The sequence below is a fragment of the Nocardia wallacei genome (assembly GCF_029868745.1).
Lineage (GTDB): Bacteria > Actinomycetota > Actinomycetes > Mycobacteriales > Mycobacteriaceae > Nocardia > Nocardia wallacei_B.
Genome location: NZ_JARWOP010000291.1, coordinates 19,803 through 40,986, shown reverse-complemented (window position 1 = coordinate 40,986; position 21,184 = coordinate 19,803). Strand labels below are relative to the sequence as shown.

General features: G+C 71.3%; 20 protein-coding genes. 9 read left to right on the top strand and 11 right to left on the bottom strand.

Going from position 1 to position 21,184, the window contains the following annotated elements; all coding sequences use genetic code 11:
- Positions 1-496 precede the first annotated feature (496 nt).
- Complete coding sequence (locus QH470_RS26430; RefSeq protein ID WP_280275056.1) at positions 497-1,462, bottom strand: 5'-3' exonuclease; 966 nt, start codon at positions 1,460-1,462, stop codon at positions 497-499.
- Between the two features lie 112 nt (positions 1,463-1,574).
- On the opposite strand from QH470_RS26430, the gene QH470_RS26425 reads away from it, so the two are divergent.
- Complete coding sequence (locus tag QH470_RS26425) at positions 1,575-2,702, top strand: M24 family metallopeptidase (protein WP_280275055.1); 1,128 nt, start codon at positions 1,575-1,577, stop codon at positions 2,700-2,702.
- A 192-nt stretch (positions 2,703-2,894) separates the two neighbouring features.
- On the opposite strand, the gene QH470_RS26420 is transcribed toward QH470_RS26425, so the two are convergent.
- The gene (locus QH470_RS26420) at positions 2,895-3,302 is read right to left on the bottom strand and encodes a PPOX class F420-dependent oxidoreductase (RefSeq protein ID WP_280275054.1); all 408 of its coding nucleotides are present in this window, start codon (positions 3,300-3,302) and stop codon (positions 2,895-2,897) included.
- Between the two features lie 70 nt (positions 3,303-3,372).
- Here QH470_RS26420 and dprE2 point away from each other — a divergent pair, with 70 nt between their 5' ends.
- From dprE2 to QH470_RS26400, 4 genes are all read left to right on the top strand, one after another.
- Positions 3,373-4,134 (top strand): decaprenylphospho-beta-D-erythro-pentofuranosid-2-ulose 2-reductase, encoded by a 762-nt coding sequence (dprE2, locus tag QH470_RS26415; protein WP_280275053.1) that lies wholly within the window; start codon positions 3,373-3,375, stop codon positions 4,132-4,134.
- A 304-nt stretch (positions 4,135-4,438) separates the two neighbouring features.
- Complete coding sequence (gene cbiE, locus QH470_RS26410; RefSeq protein ID WP_280275058.1) at positions 4,439-5,671, top strand: precorrin-6y C5,15-methyltransferase (decarboxylating) subunit CbiE; 1,233 nt, start codon at positions 4,439-4,441, stop codon at positions 5,669-5,671.
- 110 nt (positions 5,672-5,781) lie between these two features.
- Positions 5,782-6,384, top strand: coding sequence for a DUF456 domain-containing protein (locus QH470_RS26405; protein WP_280275052.1), 603 nt, complete (start codon positions 5,782-5,784; stop codon positions 6,382-6,384).
- 2 nt (positions 6,385-6,386) lie between these two features.
- Positions 6,387-7,124 (top strand): cobalt-precorrin-6A reductase, encoded by a 738-nt coding sequence (locus QH470_RS26400; protein WP_280275057.1) that lies wholly within the window; start codon positions 6,387-6,389, stop codon positions 7,122-7,124.
- On the opposite strand, the gene QH470_RS26395 is transcribed toward QH470_RS26400, so the two are convergent.
- From QH470_RS26395 to QH470_RS26375, 5 genes are all read right to left on the bottom strand, one after another.
- The gene (locus QH470_RS26395) at positions 7,115-7,657 is read right to left on the bottom strand and encodes a PadR family transcriptional regulator (protein ID WP_280275051.1); all 543 of its coding nucleotides are present in this window, start codon (positions 7,655-7,657) and stop codon (positions 7,115-7,117) included. The genes QH470_RS26400 and QH470_RS26395 overlap by 10 nt on opposite strands.
- 393 nt (positions 7,658-8,050) lie before the next feature.
- Entirely contained in the window at positions 8,051-9,853 is a 1,803-nt protein-coding gene (locus tag QH470_RS26390; protein ID WP_280275050.1) for a precorrin-2 C(20)-methyltransferase, read from the bottom strand.
- A complete protein-coding gene (locus tag QH470_RS26385) occupies positions 9,850-10,485 on the bottom strand; it encodes a precorrin-8X methylmutase (protein ID WP_280275049.1) in 636 nt (211 codons plus the stop codon). Before QH470_RS26385 ends, QH470_RS26390 begins: the two co-directional genes overlap by 4 nt.
- Positions 10,486-10,545: 60 nt before the next feature.
- Positions 10,546-11,736, bottom strand: a complete 1,191-nt coding sequence (gene cobG, locus QH470_RS26380) for a precorrin-3B synthase (RefSeq protein WP_280275048.1) — start codon at positions 11,734-11,736, stop codon at positions 10,546-10,548.
- 125 nt (positions 11,737-11,861) lie between these two features.
- Positions 11,862-12,110 (bottom strand): hypothetical protein, encoded by a 249-nt coding sequence (locus QH470_RS26375; RefSeq protein ID WP_280275047.1) that lies wholly within the window; start codon positions 12,108-12,110, stop codon positions 11,862-11,864.
- A gap of 101 nt (positions 12,111-12,211) precedes the next feature.
- Between QH470_RS26375 and QH470_RS26370 the strand changes: the two genes are divergently transcribed.
- On the top strand, positions 12,212-16,408 hold the full coding sequence (locus QH470_RS26370; protein WP_425302786.1) for a cobaltochelatase subunit CobN: 4,197 nt from the start codon (positions 12,212-12,214) through the stop codon (positions 16,406-16,408).
- Positions 16,409-16,532: 124 nt separating this feature from the next.
- Positions 16,533-16,922, top strand: coding sequence for a PPOX class F420-dependent oxidoreductase (locus tag QH470_RS26365; RefSeq protein ID WP_280275045.1), 390 nt, complete (start codon positions 16,533-16,535; stop codon positions 16,920-16,922).
- 15 nt (positions 16,923-16,937) lie between these two features.
- Here QH470_RS26365 and QH470_RS26360 read toward each other — a convergent pair whose 3' ends face one another.
- The gene (locus tag QH470_RS26360) at positions 16,938-17,321 is read right to left on the bottom strand and encodes a PPOX class F420-dependent oxidoreductase (protein ID WP_280275044.1); all 384 of its coding nucleotides are present in this window, start codon (positions 17,319-17,321) and stop codon (positions 16,938-16,940) included.
- A 9-nt stretch (positions 17,322-17,330) separates the two neighbouring features.
- Complete coding sequence (locus QH470_RS26355; RefSeq protein WP_280275043.1) at positions 17,331-17,921, bottom strand: PadR family transcriptional regulator; 591 nt, start codon at positions 17,919-17,921, stop codon at positions 17,331-17,333.
- A gap of 107 nt (positions 17,922-18,028) precedes the next feature.
- On the opposite strand from QH470_RS26355, the gene QH470_RS26350 reads away from it, so the two are divergent.
- A complete protein-coding gene (locus tag QH470_RS26350) occupies positions 18,029-18,724 on the top strand; it encodes a VOC family protein (protein ID WP_280275042.1) in 696 nt (231 codons plus the stop codon).
- Positions 18,725-18,735: 11 nt separating this feature from the next.
- On the opposite strand, the gene map is transcribed toward QH470_RS26350, so the two are convergent.
- Positions 18,736-19,503: a type I methionyl aminopeptidase gene (gene map / locus QH470_RS26345; protein ID WP_280275041.1), complete on the bottom strand. Its 768-nt coding sequence runs from the start codon at positions 19,501-19,503 to the stop codon at positions 18,736-18,738.
- 76 nt (positions 19,504-19,579) lie between these two features.
- On the opposite strand from map, the gene QH470_RS26340 reads away from it, so the two are divergent.
- Complete coding sequence (locus QH470_RS26340) at positions 19,580-19,843, top strand: helix-turn-helix transcriptional regulator (protein WP_280275040.1); 264 nt, start codon at positions 19,580-19,582, stop codon at positions 19,841-19,843.
- A gap of 28 nt (positions 19,844-19,871) precedes the next feature.
- On the opposite strand, the gene QH470_RS26335 is transcribed toward QH470_RS26340, so the two are convergent.
- The gene (locus tag QH470_RS26335) at positions 19,872-20,912 is read right to left on the bottom strand and encodes a S1C family serine protease (RefSeq protein ID WP_280275039.1); all 1,041 of its coding nucleotides are present in this window, start codon (positions 20,910-20,912) and stop codon (positions 19,872-19,874) included.
- Positions 20,913-21,184 lie beyond the last annotated feature (272 nt).

Sequence of the window (21,184 nt, the reverse complement as noted above, 5' to 3'; positions counted from 1 at the left end):
GCCGCGCCGGTGGTGGAGGCCCGCGCCCACGGCGCCCCCAGCGGCGGCGGGCGGGGGGGGAGCCACGAAGTGCCCCCCCGGCGGCCCAGGGCGCCCCCCCCCACCTTCGGGGGGGCCCCCCTCTCTCGCCCCCCCCGCCCCCCCCGCCCCCGGGGGGCCCCGCGAACTGTCATGAGCCCCTTGCCCTTTTCCGATCCGCCGCTGACCGACGGCACCGTGATGCTGCGCCCGTGGCGCGCCGCGGACCTGCCCTGGCGATTCGAGTCGTTCTCCGATCCGCAGTGCCTGCGCTTCTCCTGGCCGCTGACACGGGTCATAGCCTGGCCGTCGTGCGGGATGGGGTGCGACGACGCTTGTGTTCGGGCGCGCAGGATGGTGGCGAGTAGCCGCTCCGTGCAGAGCACGGTCGGAGCGAGCGACGCGAAGAGGTTGCGGGGACCGGGTATTCAGGCCGGTGCGGCGGGCGATGACCTTCGCGGGTGCGGGCGGGAGACTGTCACACGGGGCGGGTCTCCAAGGCTTTGACCAGGCGCTTGATCGGGCTTTCGGCGTTGTAGGCGGCGGCCAGGGTGTGCAAGCCCTCGGGGTCGGCGGGGGCGGTGGGGAGCAGGTCGGAGCCGGAGAGGTGGACATCCGCGTCGCGGACGACACGGACGACCGGCGCCGCCGCCTTCAGGTAGTCGTCGGCGGCGCGGAGTTTGGCCCGGATTCCCTGTGCCAGATCGGCATTCGGGTCGTGGACGGCGGCTATCAGGGCGTCGAGGCTGCCGAAGCGGGAGATCAGGGTGGCGGCGGACTTGTCGCCGATGCCCGCGACACCGGGCAGGCCGTCGGACGCGTCGCCGCGCAGGGTCGCCATATCGGCGTAGGCGGGACCGGCATTCTGTTGCGGCACACCGTACTTCGCCGCCACCTCGGCCGGGCCCCACAGCTCCGCCTTGGCCAGGCCGCGGCCTACATAGAACACCCGGACCGGCGGTGCGGGCTCGTCGCGGACCAACTGCAGCAGGTCGCGGTCGCCGCTGACCACGATGGTCGGGTCGGTGCGCTCGCGGCTGGCGAGGGTGCCGATCACGTCGTCGGCCTCCAACCCGTCGGCGCCGCCGGTCGCGATGCCCGCCGCCGCGAGCACGCCGAGGATCATGTCCACCTGCGGGGTGAGGGTGTCGGGCACCTCCTCCGCGCCGGGCTCGGCATCGTCCGCGGCGTCGAGGCGGTGCGCCTTGTACGACGGCAGCAGGTCGACCCGGAACTGCGGCCGCCAGTCCAGATCCAGGCACACCACCAGCCGTGCCGGGCGGTGCCGGGTGATCAGCGCCGCGACCATATCGGTGAATCCGCGCAGCGCGTTGACCGGCTGCCCGTCGGGCGCGGTGATCTTCTCCGGGATGGCGTGGAAGGCCCGGAACCACAGGCTGGCCCCGTCGAGCAGCAGCAGCGGACCGGCGGCAGGTGAGCTCATGCCCGAGACGCTAGCCGATCGCCCCGACATACCGGCGCGAACTCCGCGGACCATGCGGTGGGTGCGGCGGACGGTGGGGAACGGTAGTGGTTTTGGCGTACCGTCGAGGACTATGAGCGCGCAATCGGAGGCACGGTTCACGGCGGACGTCTACGGGAAACGGCTCGAGCGGGCGGCGGAGCTGACACGGGCCGCGAAGCTGGACGCACTGCTCATCACGCCGGGCCCGGACCTGCGGTATCTGCTCGGGTCGCGGGCACAGTCGTTCGAACGGCTGACCTGTCTGGTGATTCCGGCCAGCGGGGAGACGCCCTCGGTGGTGGTTCCGAAGCTGGAGCTGGCGTCGCTGTCCGGGTCGGCGGCGGGCGAGCTGGGGTTGCAGGTGCTCGACTGGACCGACGGCGTGAACCCGTACCGGGTGGTGAAGTCGGCGCTGAACGCCGGCGCCCGGGTGGCGGTGGACGACACCATGCCCGCGCTGCACCTGCTGCCCATCGCCGACACCCTGAACGCGCTGCCGGTGTCGGCCACCCCGGTGCTGCGGCGGCTGCGAATGCGCAAGGACGCCAGCGAGATCGAGGCGCTGCGCCGCGCGGGCGAGGCCATCGACCGCGTGCACGCGCGGGTGGGCGAATGGCTGCGTCCGGGCCGGACGGAGGCCGACGTGGCCGCCGACATCACCGCGGCGATCGTGGCGGAGGGGCATACCGGCGCCGAGTTCGTGATTGTCGGCAGCGGCCCGCACGGCGCCGACCCGCACCACGCGGTGTCCGATCGCCTCATCGAGGCCGGTGACGTGGTGGTCGTCGACATCGGCGGCCCGGTCGAGCCGGGCTACTTCTCCGACTCCACCCGCACCTATGTCCTGGGCGAGCCGGATCCCGAGATCGCGGCCCGCTGCGCGGTGCTGGAGCAGGCGCAGGCCGCCGCGGTCGCCGCGGTGCGCCCGGGCGTGACCGCCGAATCCATCGACGCTGCGGCGCGAAACCCCTTGGCGGAGGCCGGTTTCGGCGACAACTTCATCCACCGCACCGGCCACGGCATCGGCCTGTCGGTGCACGAGGAGCCCTACATCGTCGCGGGCAACGACATCGTGCTGGAGCCCGGCATGGCCTTCAGCATCGAGCCCGGCATCTACTTCCGCGGCGAATGGGGCGCCCGCATCGAGGACATCGTCGTCGTCACCGAAGACGGCTGCGAGTCCATGAACAACCGCCCGCACGGGTTGACCGTGGTGTGAGCCGCGGCTGGGACAGGTTGACCACGGTGTAAGCCGCGGTTCGGATGGGCTGACCGTGGTGTGTGCTACGGCTCGGACGGGCTGGGGTGATATCTGGCCGGACGACATCGCCCGCCGAGGTTTGTCCCGGAGGGTCGTTCGACCATGGCTGCGTTGCCGGGATCGTGCGTCTCAGGGGGCGGTGAGCGACCGTCAGTCGCGCAGCCTGCTGCTGGTGAGAGCGCGCGTCGCTCGGATGGCGATGACGACTCGCTGCGGATTTTCGCGCGGGGTTCGGTAGCGCAGGGCGTAGCGGCGTTCGCCTTCGGTGACGTCGGCGGGGTCGGTGAGCACCTCCGCCGGGCCCTCCAGGGTGAGCCAGCGGGCGCCGTCCACCTGACTGACGGCGGCGTAGCCGCCGCGCCGCGCGTTGCGGGCCTTGACCGTGTCGCCGGACGTGATGACGCGCGCGATTCCCGCCTCGGGGTCCCAGGTGAAGCCGACGGCGACCACGTGTGGCGTGCCGTCGGCCCGCAGCGTGGTCAGGGTCGCGAGGTGCCGCTCGGTCACGAACTCGAGGGCGGTGGGGGACAGTTCGATCCGGATGTCGGCGCTCGTCATGACCGCGACGCTAGCAAGCGCGAGGGCGGGTGCGGACGGCCGGATCGCCCGGTTTGGCAGACTGTGGCCCATGAGTACGCGCGGACGCGAAGTCGACGAGGGTGCGGTGCTGCTGCTGGGCGGCCGCAGTGAGATGGGACTCGAGATCGCGGAGCGACTGGCGCCCGGCCGGGTGGTGATCCTGGCGGCGCGGCGCAGCGGTGATCTCGCGGAGCCGCGGTCGCGGCTGGAACGCGCCGGTGCGGCCGCGGTGCACCAGGTCGAATTCGACGCCGACGAGGTGGCGAGCCACGGACCGCTGCTGGAGGAGATCGCCGCCGAACACGGACGCCTCGGCGTGGCGGTGCTGGCGTTCGGCATCCTGGGCGACCAAGCCCGTGCCGAGGCCGATCCGGCGGCGGCCGTCGCCGTGGCGCAGACCGACTATGTGGCGCAGATCAGCGTGCTCACCACACTGGCGAATCTGCTGCGCGCGCAGGGCAGCGGCCAGATCGTGGTGTTCAGCTCGGTCGCCGGGATCCGGGTGCGGCGCGCCAACTACGTGTACGGCTCGGCCAAGGCCGGACTCGACGGTTTCGCCAGCGGCCTCGCGGATGCCTTGCACGGCAGCGGAGTTCATCTGTTGCTGGTGCGTTCCGGGTTCGTCATCGGCAAGATGACCGAGGGCATGAAACCGGCCCCGTTCTCCAGCACCCCGGTGCAGGTGGCGGAGGCCGTCGTCGCGGGCCTGCGCCGCCGCGCCGAACGCCTCTGGGTCCCGGGCATCCTGCGCCCGGCGTTCGCCGTCGCGCGTCTTGTCCCGCAGTCGATTTGGCGGCGGCTACCCCGGTGAGCCGGGCATTCGAGCAGGTGAACAGTGGCCGAGCGAGGCGGCTCGATACCGTGACGGCCCGAGGCCGCTGGTCGACAGGCGCCCACAACCTGCAACGCGCGCCCGTCGTGCCGGACTATGCCGACCCGACCCGGCGTGTGCATCCGATATCGGATGCGGCCCGGGTGACACCGTCACGACATGCGCTGTCCGGTAGCCGGAGTAGTGGGCGAACGCCACGGCCACGGCTGTTCGTCGGGATTGTCGGGGATCGATCGTCGACGCTGCGACTGCGCGGGGTTCGGCGGTGACCGCACCCGCGACGATGCCCTGGCCCGCGGAAACGCCGATCGCCGTGGTGGGGATCGGGGCCGACGGCTGGCGCGGGCTCGGTGCGGTGAGCCGCGAGGCGGTCGCGGACGCCGAAGTGCTGTTCGGGTCGGCACGACAGCTGGACCTGGTGCCGGACGAGGTAGCGCGTCCGCATCGCGTGACATGGCCGTCGCCCCTGCTGCCCGCGTTGCCGGAATTGCTCGCGGCACACCGGGATTCGCGGGTCTGCGTGCTGGCCAGCGGGGATCCGATGTTCTACGGGATCGGCGTGACGCTGGCGAAACTCTTGGGGCCCCAGGCACTCCGGGTGCTGCCGCAGCCGTCGTCGGCGTCACTGGCGTGCGCCCGGCTGGGCTGGAACCTGGCGGAGACGCCCGTGGTCAGCGTCGTCGGCAGACCTCTCGAAACGGTGCTGCCGGAACTGGCGAGCGCACGCCGGATCCTGGTACTCGCCTCGGACGAAACCACCCCGACGCGGCTGGCGGATCTCCTGGGCCGCAACGGATTCGGTCCGTCGCGGCTCACAGTGCTCGAACAACTCGGTGGCGGGGCCGAGCGGACCGTCTCCGGCATCGCCGCGTCGTGGGCAGAACCACCGGGCGACCCCCTGAACATCGTCGCCGTCGAGTGCGCCGCCGACCCCGCGGCCCCGCGACTGACCAGGGTGCCCGGACTGCCGGACGCCGTCTACGGCGGCGACGGCCAGCTCACCAAGGCGGAGGTGCGTGCCCTGGCCCTGTCCGCGTTGGCCCCCGCGCCTGGCGAACTGCTGTGGGACGTCGGCGGCGGCTCGGGCACCATCGCCATCGAATGGTGCCGCACGCATCCGGCCTGCCGCGCGGTGAGTTTCGAACGGTCCGAGTCGCGCCGTCGCCAGATCGCCGAAAACGCCGCCGCCCTGGGCGTTCCAGGCATCGACGTCCGCGGCGAGGTGCTCGGCGCACTGCGCGCCGCCGACCTCCCGGCTCCCGACGCGATCTTCCTTGGCGGCGGCCTGACCCAGCCGGAGCTGTTCGAAAGCTGTTGGGACCGTTTGCCGTCCGGTGGGCGGCTGGTCGCCGACGCCGTCACGGTGGAATCGGAAGCCCTGCTGGTGCGTTGGTCGGTCCGCCACGGCGGCGCGCTACGCAAGATCCAGATCCAGCGCGCCGAACCCTTGGGCGGCTTCACAGCGTGGCGCCCGCAGCTGCCGGTCACCCAGTGGTCGGTGACAAAGAACCGATGAAGCGGCACCCGCCCCCAAGCCTGGGGGTGAACGGTCAACTGTCCAACAGGTATTGTCGGTCTCCGGATTCCGATTCTTTGTCGGAAGTTGTTTTCCTGATGGGGAGATAGATGAAGTACAAGAAGTTCGCCGCCACCGCGCTGATCGCCATCGCGTCCACGGGTATCGCGGCCGGCACCAGCTACGCGCAGCCCGCCGCTCCGGCTCCGGGCCAGGTCGAGCAGTCCGCACCGGCGGTGCGGGGCGAGGACCGTGGCGTCGGCTACACCACCCAGCTCGACGCCGCCGCCAAGTCCGTGGTGACCACGGTGACCGGTGGCGCCTTCACCGTCGACCACGACGCCAAGGTGGTCAGCCTGACCAACGGTGCGGGCGAGAAGATCATGGAGTACCCGCTGGCGGTGCAGTCCGGCGACCAGAAGACCGAGGTCGCCGCGGCGATCGACGAGGACGGCCGTCGCCTCACCCTGACCCCCACCGCGGGCTCGGTGGCCCAGGTCAAGGACATCTCCGCGCAGGACTGGTTCTTCGCGGAGCTGCAGCACGCGTCGCTGGGCGCGGCTGTCGGCGCCGTGATCGGCGCCCTCATCGGCTTCTTCTTCCTCGGGTTCGGCCTCATCCCCGGCGCGCTGATCGGCGCCGTCATCGGCCTGCTCGTGGCGGGCGGCCCGTCGCTCATCGACGCGGGCCAGGCCTACTTCGCGGGGCAGTAGTTCTGAAGGTCCTGATTCTCGGCGGCACCCGCGAGGCGCGGGAGCTGGCCGAGATCACCACCGGCGAGCGAGGATTCGAGATCGTCTCCTCGCTCGCCGGTCGCGTTCGCGCACCGGTGCTGCCCGCCGGTGCGGTGCGGATAGGGGGTTTCGGGGGCGCCGAGGGCCTGCGAGCCTGGTTGACGGACAACGACATTCACGCGGTCGTGGACGCGACGCATCCGTTCGCGGGCACGATGTCCGGCCACGCGGCCGCTGCCGCTGCGGCCGCGGGCGTCCCGATCATGCACCTGCGCCGCCCCGGCTGGCGGGAATCGTCCGGCGACCGGTGGACGCGCGTGCCGGACCTGGACGCCGCCGCGAAAACCGTTGCGGCACCGGGCCGGCGAGTGTTTCTCACCATCGGCCGCCAAGGCGCGGGCGCCTTCGCTCAGGTCACCGGCTCGTGGTTCCTGATTCGCGCCATCGACCCGCCCAACGGCCCGCTGCCGCCCGATCACGAGATCCTGCTCGCCCGCGGCCCGTTCACCGCCGACGACGAACTGCGGCTGCTGACCGACCGGCGCATCGACGTACTGGTCACCAAGGACAGCGGGGGAGACCTCACGGCCGCCAAACTCACCGCCGCCCGCACCCGCGAGATACCGGTCGTGATGATCGACCGCCCACCGCTGCCGCCCGGCGCGGCGACGGTGGAAACCGTTGCCGCGGCCAGGGATTGGCTGCGCGCTCAGGCCTGACGGACCGGCCGGTCCAGCAGCGCGGGCAGCCGGTCGAACCATTCCAGAACGGCTCGTTCGTAGCCGATGCCGAAATCCAGCGTCGCCCGCTCGCACCGCGACATCTCCTCGTCGGTGCTCTCGAGGTATCCGGCCAGGCGCTGCTCGTGGATGCGGCGATTGGCGGCGATGATCCGGTCCAGGCGCTCGGGTTCCACGAACTCCCCGAACGACAGCGTCAGCAACAGTGGCACCCGGATAGTTTCGGCGCCCGGATCGCGAGCGATCCACTCCGCGAACGCTTCCCGGCCCGCGTCGGTGAGATGGTAGGGAGTGCGGTCGCGCGCGCCCGGCTCACCCTTCTCGACCAAGCCCGCCTTGTCCATCGAGCCCAGCTCCCGGTACACCTGGCTCTGCGTGATCGTCCAGAAATCCCCGATCCGCTCCTGGGCGAGGTTCACCAGATCCCATCCCGACATCGGCCCCTCGTGCAGAAACCCCAGCAGCGATGCCGCGGTCGAGTTCAGCCCCCGCTTCGACGAACTCTCGGCCACACCAGCCCCTTCCCACGACAACCTTCTACATTGGAATATTAGCCGTGCATAAGCCGGGCCGCAGCGTACCCGGTGCACTGCGTGACGGTGTACCCGTTGCGAGCGGTGCCGGAACCCGCGCGGCTCGGGCCCGGCCGGGGGTAGCCCGTTGGCGCGGGTGGGTGCAGTCGGCGTGCCCGGGGGTGGCCCGGTTGGCGCGGGGTGTGGTCGGCGTGCCTGGGGGTAGCCCGTGCGCGCGGGTGGGTGTGGTCGGCGTGCCCGGGGATAGCCCGTGCGCGCGGGTCGGTGCGGTCGGCGTGCCCGGGCTCGGCCGGTGGTGGCGGCGCGGCGGCGGGTTTGCTCCCGGCGCGGGCCACGGTACCGGACCTGTCCGGCCCGGGCGCTGGGCGGTGCTCAGTGTGTGCCGTAGCGGCGTGAGGTGTAGACGCGGGTGCCGGTCGGGGTGTCGAACGCGGTGGTGGTGGAGGCGCCGACGATGAGCAGCGTGCGCATGTCGACCTGGGCCGGATCGAGGTCGGCGAGTGGCACCACACGGACCGATTCGGCGGGCCCGCCGACATCCCGGCCGACGATCACGGGGGTGTCCGGCTTGCGGTGTTCGAGCAGCAGGTCACGCATGGCCGCCACCTGCCAGGTGCGCTGGGTGGAGGCCGGGTTGTAGACGGCCAGGGCCATATCGGCGGCGGCGACGGCCGAAATGCGCTGTGCCACCACCTCCCACGGCTTGAGCCGGTCCGACAGCGAGATCATGGCGAAGTCGTGGCCGAGCGGTGCGCCGACCCGGGCGGCGACCGCGCCGGCCGCCGTCATGCCCGGCAGCACGCGCACCCGGACGCCGCGCCACCGCGGCTCCGCGGACTCCTCCACGACCGCCGCGGCCATGGCGAACACACCCGGATCGCCGGAGGACACCACCGCCACCCGGCCGCCGCGCGCGGCCAGATCCAGTGCCATGGCGGCGCGTTCGGACTCCACCCGGTTGTCGCTGGCGTGCCGCCGCTGCCCGGGGCGCACGGGTACACGGTCGATGTAGGTCGTGTAGCCGACGAGGTCGGTCGCCTGTGCCAGCGCCTCGGTCACCTCGGGCGTGGTCCACTCCGCCGCGCCCGGTCCCAAACCCACCACCACGACCTCTCCGGAGGTTGCGAACGGAGCTTCGGCCGCGTCCGGCGAGTCCATCGACTCCGGAAGCGTGCCGGGGCGCTGCGCGCCGGAGCCCGAATTGTCCTGCGCGGTCGCGACATCGGAAGCTGTGGCGTTGTCGGTACGGGGTAGCGCGATATGTCCGGCGGCCGTTGTGGCGTCGGTGCCTGGTGGCGTGACAAGTTCAGCGGTTACGGCTCGCGGGGAACGTGGGTGGGACTCGGCTGCCGGACTGCTCGCCGCGGGTACCTGCGCCGTCGGGTGCGGTGTGCGGCTCGCCGCGAGGGTGGCGGCGGGCGCGGGGGACAGGGGGATCTCGGTGGTCGGCGCGGGGCCGGGCACGACGGCGATGGCGAAGTAGGGCACCTCGGCGTCGTCGACCTCGGCGGCGCGCAGCACTCGCTGGCGTCCGCTGCTGGCACGTTCCACGTAGTAGGCGTCGGACAGCCGGCCGGAGTCGGAAAGGGCTTGGCGCACACCGGGATACGTGCGGCCGAGCTTCATGATGGCGGCGGCCTCGGTGCCGGCGAGGCGGCGGGTGAGTTCGTCGGCGGGGAGCGTGCCGGGCAGCACGGTCAGTACCTGCTCGCCCTCGACCAGGGGCGTGCCCAGCGCGGCGGACGCGGCGCTGACCGAGGTGATGCCGGGCACGATCTCGGCCTCGAAACGGTCCGCCAGCCGCCGGTGCATATGCATGTAGGAGCTGTAGAACAACGGATCACCGGCCGCCAGCAGCGCGACCGTGCGCCCCGCGTCGAGATGGGCGGCGAGCAGCGCGGCCGAGCGTTCGTAGAACTCGTCGATGGCGCCCTGATAGCCGCCGGGATGGTCGGTGGTCTCCGTGGTGACCGGGTAGATCAGGTGCTCCTCGAGCTGCCCGGGGCGCAGATAGGGCGCGGCGATCCCGCGGGAGATGCTGCGGCCGTGCCGGGCGCTGTGGAACGCGACCACGTCGGCCGCGCCGATGAGCCGCGCCGCCTTCACCGTCACCAGCTCCGGATCGCCGGGGCCCAGGCCGATTCCCCACAGTTTGCCCTTGGCCGTGTCGCTCATTCCTGTTCGCTCGCAATCGCATTGAGCGCCGCCGCGGTGATGGCGCTGCCGCCGCGACGGCCGTGCACGGTCAGGAAATCCGGGCCGCCGTACTCGGCGAGGGCCTGCTTGGATTCGGCCGCGCCGATGAAGCCGACCGGAATACCGAGCACCGCCGCCGGCCGTGGCGCACCCGCGTCGAGCAGGTCGAGCAGGTGGAACAGGGCGGTCGGGGCATTGCCGATCGCGATCACCGCGCCGTCGAGGCGGTCGCGCCAGAGTTCCAGCGCCGCGGCCGATCTCGTGGTGTGCAGCGATCGCGCCAGGTCGGGCACCCGGGGATCGGCGAGCAGGCAGAGCACCTCGTTGTCGGCGGGCAGGCGCTTGCGGGTGACGCCCGACGCGACCATGGTCGCGTCGCACAGGATCGGCGCCCCGGCCCGCAGCGCCGCGCGCGCCTTCGCCACCACGTCCGGGCTGTGCGCCACATCGGCGGCGAGATCGACCTGCCCGCACGCGTGAATCATCCGCACCACGACCTGGGCGACATCGGCCGGGAACCGGGCCAGATCGGCCTCGGCCCGGATCGTCGCGAACGAGCGCCGATAGATCTCGGCCCCGTCGGTGAGGTAGCTGGTGCGTACATCGGACATGGCGACCAGCCTAAGCGGCGGCCCACCGGCACCGACGCGCCGCCCTGAGCCCGGTCGAGTTCAGCGCGCTGTGCCGGGTGGGGTGCGGCGGTAGCCGCCGGGTTCGGCGACGACATCGGTGACGAGGCCGCGGGGCCGGCCGCAGCGGCGGTCGCAACCCGACCAGTGCTGGCGGCCCGAGACCAGGAGGTCGCGGGCGGCGAGTCCGGCGGCCGGGGCGGCGGGCGCACCGGGCCGGACCCGATTCTCGGCGATCGCGGCCGCGGCGTCGGCGCGGATGTCGGTGCGTGACTTGGCGCAACCGGGCTGCCCGGCGCAGGCGGTCACCAGCAGCCAGGGGGAGTTCGCGTCGAAGATCAGCCCCATCGGCGCGAGGACCCGCAGCACCTGATCGGCGGCCCACTCGTCGAGGTCGGCGAGTATCAGGCTGCGCCACGGCGTCACGTGGATCGGCCGCTCCACCGCGGCGAGGAATTCCGCGGTCCGCGCGGGCAGGCTGCCGAGCGGCACGCCCGCGCCGAGCGCTACCCGGTCGTCGGACTGGACGAACCAGCCGATCGGAACCTCGTGGCGCGCACCGAGTTCCAGAGGTTCGGCGGTGGCCTCGAGACCGAGACGCCCCGCGACCCGGGCGGGGCCGTCCTCGATCTCGTGCAATCGCCAGCGTTCTCCGCGCAGCTCCTGAAAACCGTGCGCCGCCGCCAGCAGCACCTCGACCGCGTCGGCGACGGGGAGCCGGATGCCGGAGTCACGGCCACCCAGGACCAGCGCGTAGTGCTGGTCGGAGACCGCGTGGACGCCGAGGTCGCCACCGAGACCGCTGACATCGCCGCGCCCGTCGTCCAGCGTGAACAGCACCCGCCCCGGCAACTCGGCCAGCGCGGGACTCGACCGCAGCCCCTCGTCGAGCGCCGGAACCAGCGCACGCACATCGGTCCGGCCGCCCACCCGTCCCGACAGCGGCGACGCGACGATATTGCGCACCCGCTCGTGGGTGGGAGCGGGCAGCAGCCCGGCGGCGTCGAGGCGATCGGCGAGGGCGGCGGCATCGCGCACCCGCCGCAACTGCACATTGCCGCGCGAGGTGAGTTCCAGATGATCGTCGCCGAGTTCCCGCGCCGCCGTGGCGAGCGTCCGCAACTGATCGGGCCGCACCGCGCCGCCGGGCAGCCGGATGCGGGCCAGTGGCCCATCGGCGGCCTGATGCAGCCGCAACACACCGGGGCAGGAATCAGGCGCGGAGCGAGTCATGATCCATCCAGCCTACGATCCGCGCCGCTGGACGGAATCGGGTGGCGGGTCCGGGACACTCGCGCGTTCGGGCACACAGGTGCCGCGGCCGGGCGGGCGGCCCGGCCGGAGTATCCGGCCGACGGTCAGCGTGGACTCTCGTCGTCCTCTTCCCGGGCGGGAATCTTCCAGGGCGGCTGCGGAGCGAAGCAGTCGTCGAGCAGATGTGGCCGTTCGTGGTGGTCGAGACGGTCGCGGCGCGAGGTGGACTGGAAGGACAGCAGACCGAAGATCGCCACCGCCGCACACATTCCCGCGGCGATCAGCAGCAGATCGCCTCGATTCCCGGCCGCGGCCGCCAATGCCATTGCCAGCAATGCCACAGCAATCATCATGCAAACAATTCCTGACCAGGCGGCGAAGCGATTCCGCCTGACCCATCCTGGTGAGTTCGGCATATATCGAGCGTACGCCGCCGCACCTGCGTGTGACACAGATGAACCCCAGGTCGTTGCCGGTTCGATGCAGAGTTCGCCGCCGCGGTGGATTGCCAACGCGCCGAAGCGCGTCCGCGCATCCGTTCGCATGCCCCGGCGTGCAGGCCGCGCGACACCCACGCGGTAGCATCCGGGGGCTCGCTCAGCATGAGGAAACCGGTGCAATTCCGGTGCGGTCGCGCCACTGTGACAGTCAGACCCTCCTGCCGGGCGCCAACTGCCGCATGGGCGCGTCACCCGAGGAAGGCCGAACCGTGATTCTGCTGCTGTCCACCTCCGATACCGATCTGCTGTCCGCGCGTGCCAGCGGCGCCGACTACCGGCTGGCCAACCCGGCGCGGTTGCTGGCCGACGATCTCCCGGCGCTGCTCGACGGCGCGGACCTCGTGGTCGTGCGCATTCTCGGCGGCCGCCGGGCCTGGGAGGAGGGCCTGGACACGCTGCGCGCGAGCGGAATTCCGATGGTGGCGCTGGGCGGCGAGATGGCCCCGGACGCCGAACTGATGGAGTGCTCGACGGTACCCGGCGGCGTGGCGGCCGACGCGCACAACTATCTGGCCGCGGGCGGGGCCGACAACCTGCGGCAACTGCACCACTTCCTGTCCGACACCGTGCTGCTCACCGGGCACGGCTTCGAACCCCCGGTGCACCTGCCCAACTGGGGCGAACTGCGGCGATCGGCTCGCGAGGTGGACGGCCCGACGGTCGCCGTGCTCTACTACCGCGCTCAGCAGCTGGCGGGCAACACCGCCTACGTCGACGCGCTGTGCACCGCGATCGAGGACGCGGGCGCGCGCCCGCTGCCGCTGTACTGCGCGTCGCTGCGCACGGCCGAACCGGAGCTGATCGAGACTTTGCGGGCCGCCGACGCCCTGGTGGTGACCGTTCTCGCCGCGGGCGGCAGCAAGCCCGCCGCGGCGTCGGCCGGTGGTGACGACGAGGCCTGGGACATCGGCGCACTCGCCGACCTGGACGTGCCCATCCTGCAAGGGCTGTGCCTGACCAGCGGCCGCGCGCAATGGTCGGACAACGACGACGGCCTGTCCCCGCTGGACGTCGCCACCCAGGTCGCGGTGCCGGAATTCGACGGCCGCATCATCACGGTGCCGTTCTCGTTCAAGGAGTTCGACGCCGACGGCCTGGCCGCCTACGTGCCGGATCCCGAACGCGCCGCGCGGGTGGCGGGCATCGCGGTGCGCCACGCCCGGCTGCGGCACATCCCGGCCGGGCAGCGCCGCATCGCGCTCATGCTGTCGGCGTACCCCACCAAGCACGCGCGCATCGGCAACGCCGTCGGGCTCGACACGCCTGCCAGCGCCATCCGCTTGCTGACCGAGATGCGCGCGGCCGGTTACGATCTCGGCGCTCCGGGCGAGATCCCGGGGCTGGCGGAACGCGACGGCGACGCGCTCATCCACGCGCTCATCGCCGCGGGCGGCCAAGACCCTGACTGGCTCACCGCGGAACAGTTGGAGGGCAACCCGATTCGCATCGGCGCGCAACAGTACGCCGCGTGGTTCGAGACGCTCCCGGCCGCGCTGCGCGACGCCGTGATCGAGGCCTGGGGACCGCCGCCGGGCGAACTGTACGTCGACCGGTCGGCGGATCCGCCCGGTGAGATCGTCATCGCCGCACTGCGTTTCGGCAACGTGGTGCTGATGGTGCAGCCGCCGCGCGGGTTCGGCGAGAATCCCGTCGCGATCTACCACGACCCCGATCTGCCGCCGAGCCACCACTATCTGGCCGCGTACCGCTGGCTCTCGGCGGACGAGACCGCCGGGGGCTTCGGCGCGGACGCCATGGTGCATCTGGGCAAGCACGGCAACCTGGAGTGGCTGCCGGGCAAGACGCTCGGCATGTCCGCGGCGTGCGCCACCGACGCCGCACTCGGCGACCTGCCGCTGATCTACCCGTTCCTGGTCAACGACCCCGGCGAGGGCACACAGGCCAAGCGGCGCGCGCATGCCACCCTGGTCGACCACCTGATTCCGCCGATGGCCCGCGCGGAGACCTACGGCGACATCTCCCGGCTCGAGCAGTTGCTCGACGAGCACGCCAATATCTCCGCGCTGGATCCGGCGAAGCTGCCCGCGGTCCGCCAGCAGATCTGGACGCTGATGCGGGCCGCGAAGATGGACCACGACCTGGGCCTGACCGAGCGGCCGGACGAGGACTCCTTCGACGACATGCTGCTGCACGTCGACGGCTGGCTGTGCGAGATCAAGGACGTGCAGATCCGCGACGGCCTGCACGTGCTGGGCCAGGCGCCCGCCGGTGCGGGCGAGCTGGATCTGGTGCTCGCGATGTTGCGGGCCCGGCAGCTGTGGGGCGGTGAGATCGCGGTGCCCGGCCTGCGGGAAGCGCTGGGGCTCAGCGAATCCGGGGACGAATCGCGGGAACGGGTGGACGCCGTGGAGTCCCGAGCGCGCGCCCTGCTCGCCGCGCTGCAAGCGGCGGACTGGGCGCCCGGGGCGGTCGACGAGGTGCTGGCGGAACTCGTCACGGTCGAGGAGTTCACGCCCACCGCCCAGGGCGTCGCGGCGGACATCGCCTCCGCGGCGGACAATGCCGGTGCGCCGGGAGATGTTGTCGGGCGTGGTGCCGACAAGGCCGTGGTGCCGGGAGACGTTGCGCCCGTGGCTGGGCGTGCTGCGGACGAAGCCATGGTGTCGGGGGATGTTGCATCGGTGGCTGGGCGTGCTGTGGGCGAGGCCGTGATGTCGAGTGACGTTGCGTCTGCCGGGCGCAGTGCCGACGAAGTCGTGGTTTCCGGAGGCGTTGCGCCCGTGGCTGGTTCGGCGCTGGTGGAGGATGGCCCCGGGAGTGCGCGGATCGTGGTCCCGGCTGATCGGGTCGACACTCTGCGGGCCGTATTGCGTTTCGCCGCAACGGAAGTGGTGCCGCGCCTGCGGGAGACCGGTGTCGAGATCGACCGCATCCTGCACGCTCTGGACGGTGGCTTCATTCCCGCGGGGCCGAGTGGCTCTCCGCTGCGCGGGCTGATCAATGTGCTGCCGACGGGGCGCAACTTCTATTCGGTCGATCCGAAGGCGGTGCCGTCGCGGCTGGCGTGGGAAACCGGTCAGGCCATGGCGGATTCGCTGCTGCAGCGCTATCTGTCCGACCACGGCGAGTATCCGCGGTCGGTCGGACTGTCGGTGTGGGGCACCTCGGCGATGCGGACCTCCGGCGACGACATCGCGGAAGTCTTCGCGCTGCTGGGCGTGCGGCCGGTCTGGGACGAGGCGAGCCGCCGCGTCACCGGCCTCGAGCCGATCGCGCTCGCGGAGCTGCGCCGCCCGCGCATCGACGTGACCGTGCGCATCTCCGGATTCTTCCGCGACGCGTTCCCGCACGTGCTGGCGCTGCTCGACGACGCCGTGCGCCTGGTCGCCGGACTGGACGAACCCGCCGACTCGAATTACGTTCGCGCGCACGCCCAGTCGGATCTGGCGGGGCACGGCGACGAACGGCGCGCCACCACCCGCATCTTCGGCTCCAAGCCCGGCACCTACGGGGCGGGACTGCTGCAGCTGATCGACTCCAAGAGCTGGCGCACCGACGACGATCTGGCCGAGGTGTACACGGCCTGGGGCGGTTTCGCCTACGGCCGGGGTCTGGACGGCATCCCGGCGGCCGACGACATGCGCACGGCGTACCGGCGAATCACGGTGGCGGCCAAGAACACCGACACCCGCGAGCACGACATCGCCGACTCCGACGACTACTTCCAGTACCACGGCGGCATGGTGGCGGCGGTGCGGGCGCTCACCGGCAGCAACCCCGAGGCCTACATCGGCGACAGCACCCGCCCCGACTCGGTGCGCACCCGCACACTCTCGGAGGAGACCACCCGCGTATTCCGCGCCCGCGTGGTCAACCCACGATGGCTCGAGGCGATGCGCCGGCACGGGTACAAGGGCGCCTTCGAGATGGCGGCGACCGTCGACTACCTGTTCGGCTACGACGCCACCACCAATGTCGTCGCCGACTGGATGTACGAGAAGCTCTCGGAGAGTTACGTTTTCGACGACGTGAACCGTAAGTTCATGGAGCAGTCGAATCCCTGGGCGCTGCACGGCATCGCCGAACGCCTGCTCGAGGCCGCCGAGCGCAAGCTGTGGGAGCATCCCGAACCGGAGACGCTGGAGCGGCTGCGGCAGGTGTACCTGGAGACCGAGGGCGAACTCGAGTAGTTCGCGCTCGTGTCGACCGTCGGCGGTCGGCCTGTGCCGGGCGTCCGCCTACGCGCGCAGGCGTAGGGGTCCGTGCGTCCGGGGACGGATGTGGCCGGGGCCGCACCGCCGTAGTGTCTTGTCCATGACCTGGAACGATCTCGCGCAATCCAAGTACGCGCTGCTGACGACCTACAAGAAGGACGGCACCGCGGTCGGCACCCCGGTCTGGGTGGCGCCCGACGGTGACCGCATCGTGGTGTGGACCAACCCCAAGACCTGGAAGGTGAAACGGATTCGCCGCAACCCGTCGGTCACGCTCCAGGCGTGCGACAACCGCGGCCGGGTCCAAGACGGGGAGGTCGTGGCGGGCACCGCGGAGGTACTCGACGCGGCGGGCACCGACCGGATACGGGGGGTGATCGGGCGCAAGTACGGCGTGCTCGGCACCCTGGCCGTGCAGGGGCACAAGCTGATCCTGGGCAAGGACCGCTCGGTCGGGCTGTCGATCAGCCGGGAGGTTCCGCCCGAGTAGCGTGCCCCGCTCCGCTCAACTACCGGTGGCGATCTCGATACCGACGGTGCCGCGCCGCCCCCGCCGCAGCACACTGCCGGTGACGACCAGCCAGCCCTGCACGGAGTACTTGCGCTTGATCAGCTTGCGCACCCGCTCGCTGCCTTCGTCGTCGAGAATGCTTGCGGTGCCTTCGATTACATCGCCGCGCGGTGTACCGGTGGCGCTGCACGGTTGCAGCGTCACCGCGGGATTGCGGCGGATGCGCTTCACCTTCCAGCTGTCGGCGACCGTCCAGACATACAGCTTGCCGTCGTCGAGCGCCGCCCACAGCGGTGTCCCGACAGGGGTGCCATCCTTTTTGTAGGTGGTCAGCAGAACGTAGTTGGCGGTGCCGACGGGGCCGAAGGGATTGTCCACCGGGAGAGCCTAACCGGCCGTGTCCGGGTCGTCGCCCGTCGGCCGAGGGGGATCGTCGGCCATGCGGTACTCGCCCGCCGCCAGGCGTCGCAGCAGCCGGTCGGTCCATCCGGTGAAGTTGTCGAAGACGCCGCTCCAGAGTTCGAGCAGGTCGGGCGAGTAGGGCGCGTCGTAGCGGCTGGGAAACTCGGACCGCATCGTCAGCAGGCCGTCGCGGATCTCGGCGGTGGCCCGCTGCTGCGTGGTGAGCAGGTCGACAACCTGCTGTCGCGGCAGCGCGTCCATGAACGCGATGCCCGCGCCGAGTTCCTCCATGTCGACGCTGACCAGCGCGGCCCGCAGGCTCGCGAAGAACTCGTCGTCGCCGGCCGCGGTCAGCTCGAACAAGGTGCGGCCGGGGCCCTGGTCGCTGTCCTCGGTCCGCACCGCACGCAGCTTGTCCTCCGCGGTGAGCTGTTTGAGGGCATGGTAGATCGATCCGGGCCGGACATTGGTCCAGGTCTCGGCTCGCCACGACAGCAGTTCCCGGCGCACCGCGTACCCGTAGGTGGGCTGATGCAGCCGGATGACTCCCAATACGAGCAGGCGCACGGCGGACACGAGGCTCCTTTCGATCGACCACCATGCTAGTCAAATTTGACTTCCCCTCGCCAACCGACTTACCGTGAGCTAGTCAAATTTGAATACAGCAGGAAGGGAGGGGATGGGTGGCCATCTCGATTCCGGTGCTCTGGAGCGGCGATCTGCCGGTCACGCTCGAGTTCTATCGCGCGCTCGGGTACAAGGTGACCGACGAGCAGTCCAGGCCCTATGCCTACGCCGTGCTGCATCGCGACGGATATCAGATCCATCTGGGACCGACGCCGCCGCAGGCCGGGAGCGCCGAGGAAGCGCACGTGGGCTGCCTCGTGCTGATCGATGACGCCGCGCATCGGCATGCGGAATTCAGCGCGGCCCTGCGCGAGCATTACGGCCGGGTCCCGGCGCGCGGCGCGCCGCGGATCACTCGGTTCCGGCCGGGGCAGACGCGGTTTACCGTCGTGGACCCCGCCGGCAATTCGATCATCTACATCGAGCACGACGAACCCGACATCGAGTACGGCGGCTCGCGCGAACTCACCGAGCTCGCCCGGGTGCTCGACAACGCTCGGATCCTGCGGGACTTCAAGACCAACGAGGCCGAGGCGATCCGGGTGCTGGAGGTGGGGCTGCGGCGGTTCGACCGATCCGCCACGCAGCTCGAGCGCGGCCGCGCCCTCGCGATGCTGGCCGATATGCACTCGGCCGCAGGCGATGTGGAGCGGGCGGCCGAGCGGCGGCGGGAACTCGCGGCCCTGCGGTTGGCCGCCGACGATCTCGACGCGCTGCGCGCCGAGTATCCCGGCGTTCGCGAACAGGGCTGAGATCCCGTGGTTCAGTCGGCGAGGGTCAGCACGCGCGGGCCATCGTCGGTGACGGCGATGGTGTGCTCGGAGTGGGCGGTGCGGGAACCGTCGGCCGAGCGGAGCGTCCATCCGTCCGGATCGGTCACGATGCGGTCGGTGCCCGCGGCGAGCCACGGTTCCAGGGCGAGGGTCAGGCCCGGGCGCAGGCGCATGCCGCGGCCGGGGCGCCCGGCGTTGGACACGTGCGGGTCCTCGTGCATGGTGCGGCCCAGGCCGTGACCGCCGAATTCGGTGTTGACCCGGTAGCCGTAACCGTGGGCGACCTCGGCGATGGTGGCGGAGATGTCGCCGATCCGGTTGCCCGGCAGGGCCACCTCGATCGCGGCGGCCAGCGCCTCCTCGGTCGCGCGGACCAGGCGACGATCCGGTTCGGCGGCGGTGCCCACGATGACCGTGATCGCCGAGTCGGCTACCCAGCCGTCGATGCTCACCGCGAGGTCGATGCTCAGGACGTCGCCGTCGCGCAGTGTGTAGTCGAACGGAAGCCCGTGCAGCACCGCGTCATTGACCGACAGGCAGACGGTGTTGCGGAACGGTCCGCGCCCGAAGGAGGGTGCGTAGTCCCAATAGCAGGAGGTGGCGCCGCGTTCGCGGATGCGGTCGCGCACGTGCCGCTCCAGGTCCAGCAGATTGACTCCCACCTGTGCGCGTTCGCGGAGTTCGGCCAGGACTTCGGCAACGAATCGGCCGGTCACCCGCATCCGTTCGATCTCGGCGGGTGTTTTCAGTTCGACCACGAGCATCCTCCAGTTCGGTATTTAAATACCACCGTAGCGCTTGCGGTATTTGAATACCAACCCGTAGGGTAGCCGCATGGTTCGCCTACCCCTTACCCCCGCTCAGGTCGAGGCCGGTCGACGGCTCGGCGCCTACCTGCGCGCGGCACGGGCGCAGCGAGACCCGGCCGCCGTGGCGCGCGAGGCGGGCATCTCCCCGGAGACGCTTCGCAAGATCGAGTCCGGCCGCTTGCCCAGCCCCGCCTTCGGTACGGTGGTCGGTTTGAGCCGCGCCCTGGACATTCCGCTACAGGAGCTGGCGGAGGTCTGGCAGTCGGCGGCCTTGGCCGAATCGGCCTAGCGCCGGCGGTTTTCGGCAGGCGTGCCACTCATTCGGCGGTGAGTTCGGTCGGTATGGCGATCACGTCCACCATCGCGCCGTTGCGCAGCACCGTGACGGGGAGGGCGCGGCCGATGGCGTCGGCGAACAGGTGGCGTTGAATGCCCTGGGCGTCACGGATTTCCGCGCGGTCCACGGTGAGGACCAGATCGCCGCGGCGTAGACCGGCGCGATCGGCGGGGCCGTCGCGCACCACTTCCACGACGCGCAGCGCGGCGCGGCGTCCGACGCGGGCGGCGAGCGCGGCGGGCAGTGGGGCGGGAGCGCCCACCACCCCGAGGTAGGCGCGCCGCACCCGGCCGTCGGTGCGCAGGGCGTCGACGATCCGTCGGGTGGTGGAATTGATCGGGATCGCCAGGCCCAGTCCGATACCGGCGACGGCGGTGTTCACCCCGACCACATGCCCGGACGAATCCGCCAGCGCGCCACCGGAATTGCCAGGATTCAGCGCGGCGTCGGTCTGAACGACATCCTCGATCACCCTGGTGCTGCGCCCGGCGCCGACCGGGACGGCCCGGCCGAGCGCGCTCACCACACCCGCGGTCACCGACCCCGCCAATCCGAGCGGGCTACCCACCGCCACCACGAGTTGACCGACAACCAGCCGGTCGGCATCGCCGAGCGTGGCCGCGTCGGGTGCGTCGCCCCGGGCGTACAACACGGCCAGGTCCGACAACGGGTCCACCCCGGTCACGTCGAACGGCGCGGCGCTACCGTCGGCGAACTCGACGGTTCCCGCCCGCGCCGACCCCACCACGTGAGCGTTGGTGAGCAGGTATCCGTCCCCGCTGACCACGACCGCGGAACCACCACCGCGACGGGTCTGCACGCTCGCAACGTGCGGAGTGACCTGCCGGGCGACCGCAACCACCGTGCGTGAATACGCGTCGAGTGCCACCGCTTCCGCCTCGGCCGCCTCATCCGCCTCCCGGTGCACAACCGGATCGCTCTCCGGACCGGCCTGCCCGTCCGAGCCGGCGCCGCCGCCGAGCCTCCCCGCGATCGCATCCTCGTCCACGACGATCACCATCCCGCTTACATGATTACACCGCTATCCCTCCAGCATCCGCCGAATCCAGGTCCCCGCCCAGCTGTTCGCCCCAGGCGCAATCTGCCTGTCGAAGACGAGACGTTGACAGTGCTCGCGCAATCCGAAATCACCCGCGCTCGGCGAAGCGCCCAGTGCCTGACCTCGAGAGGGTTCGTCCATACGGAGCGGCACGCCCCGGCGGCTCTGGAGACCGTATGCGCTTCACCGCCATGGCGATTCAACCCGTTCAGTTGCCCGGACGCTGCCCACTC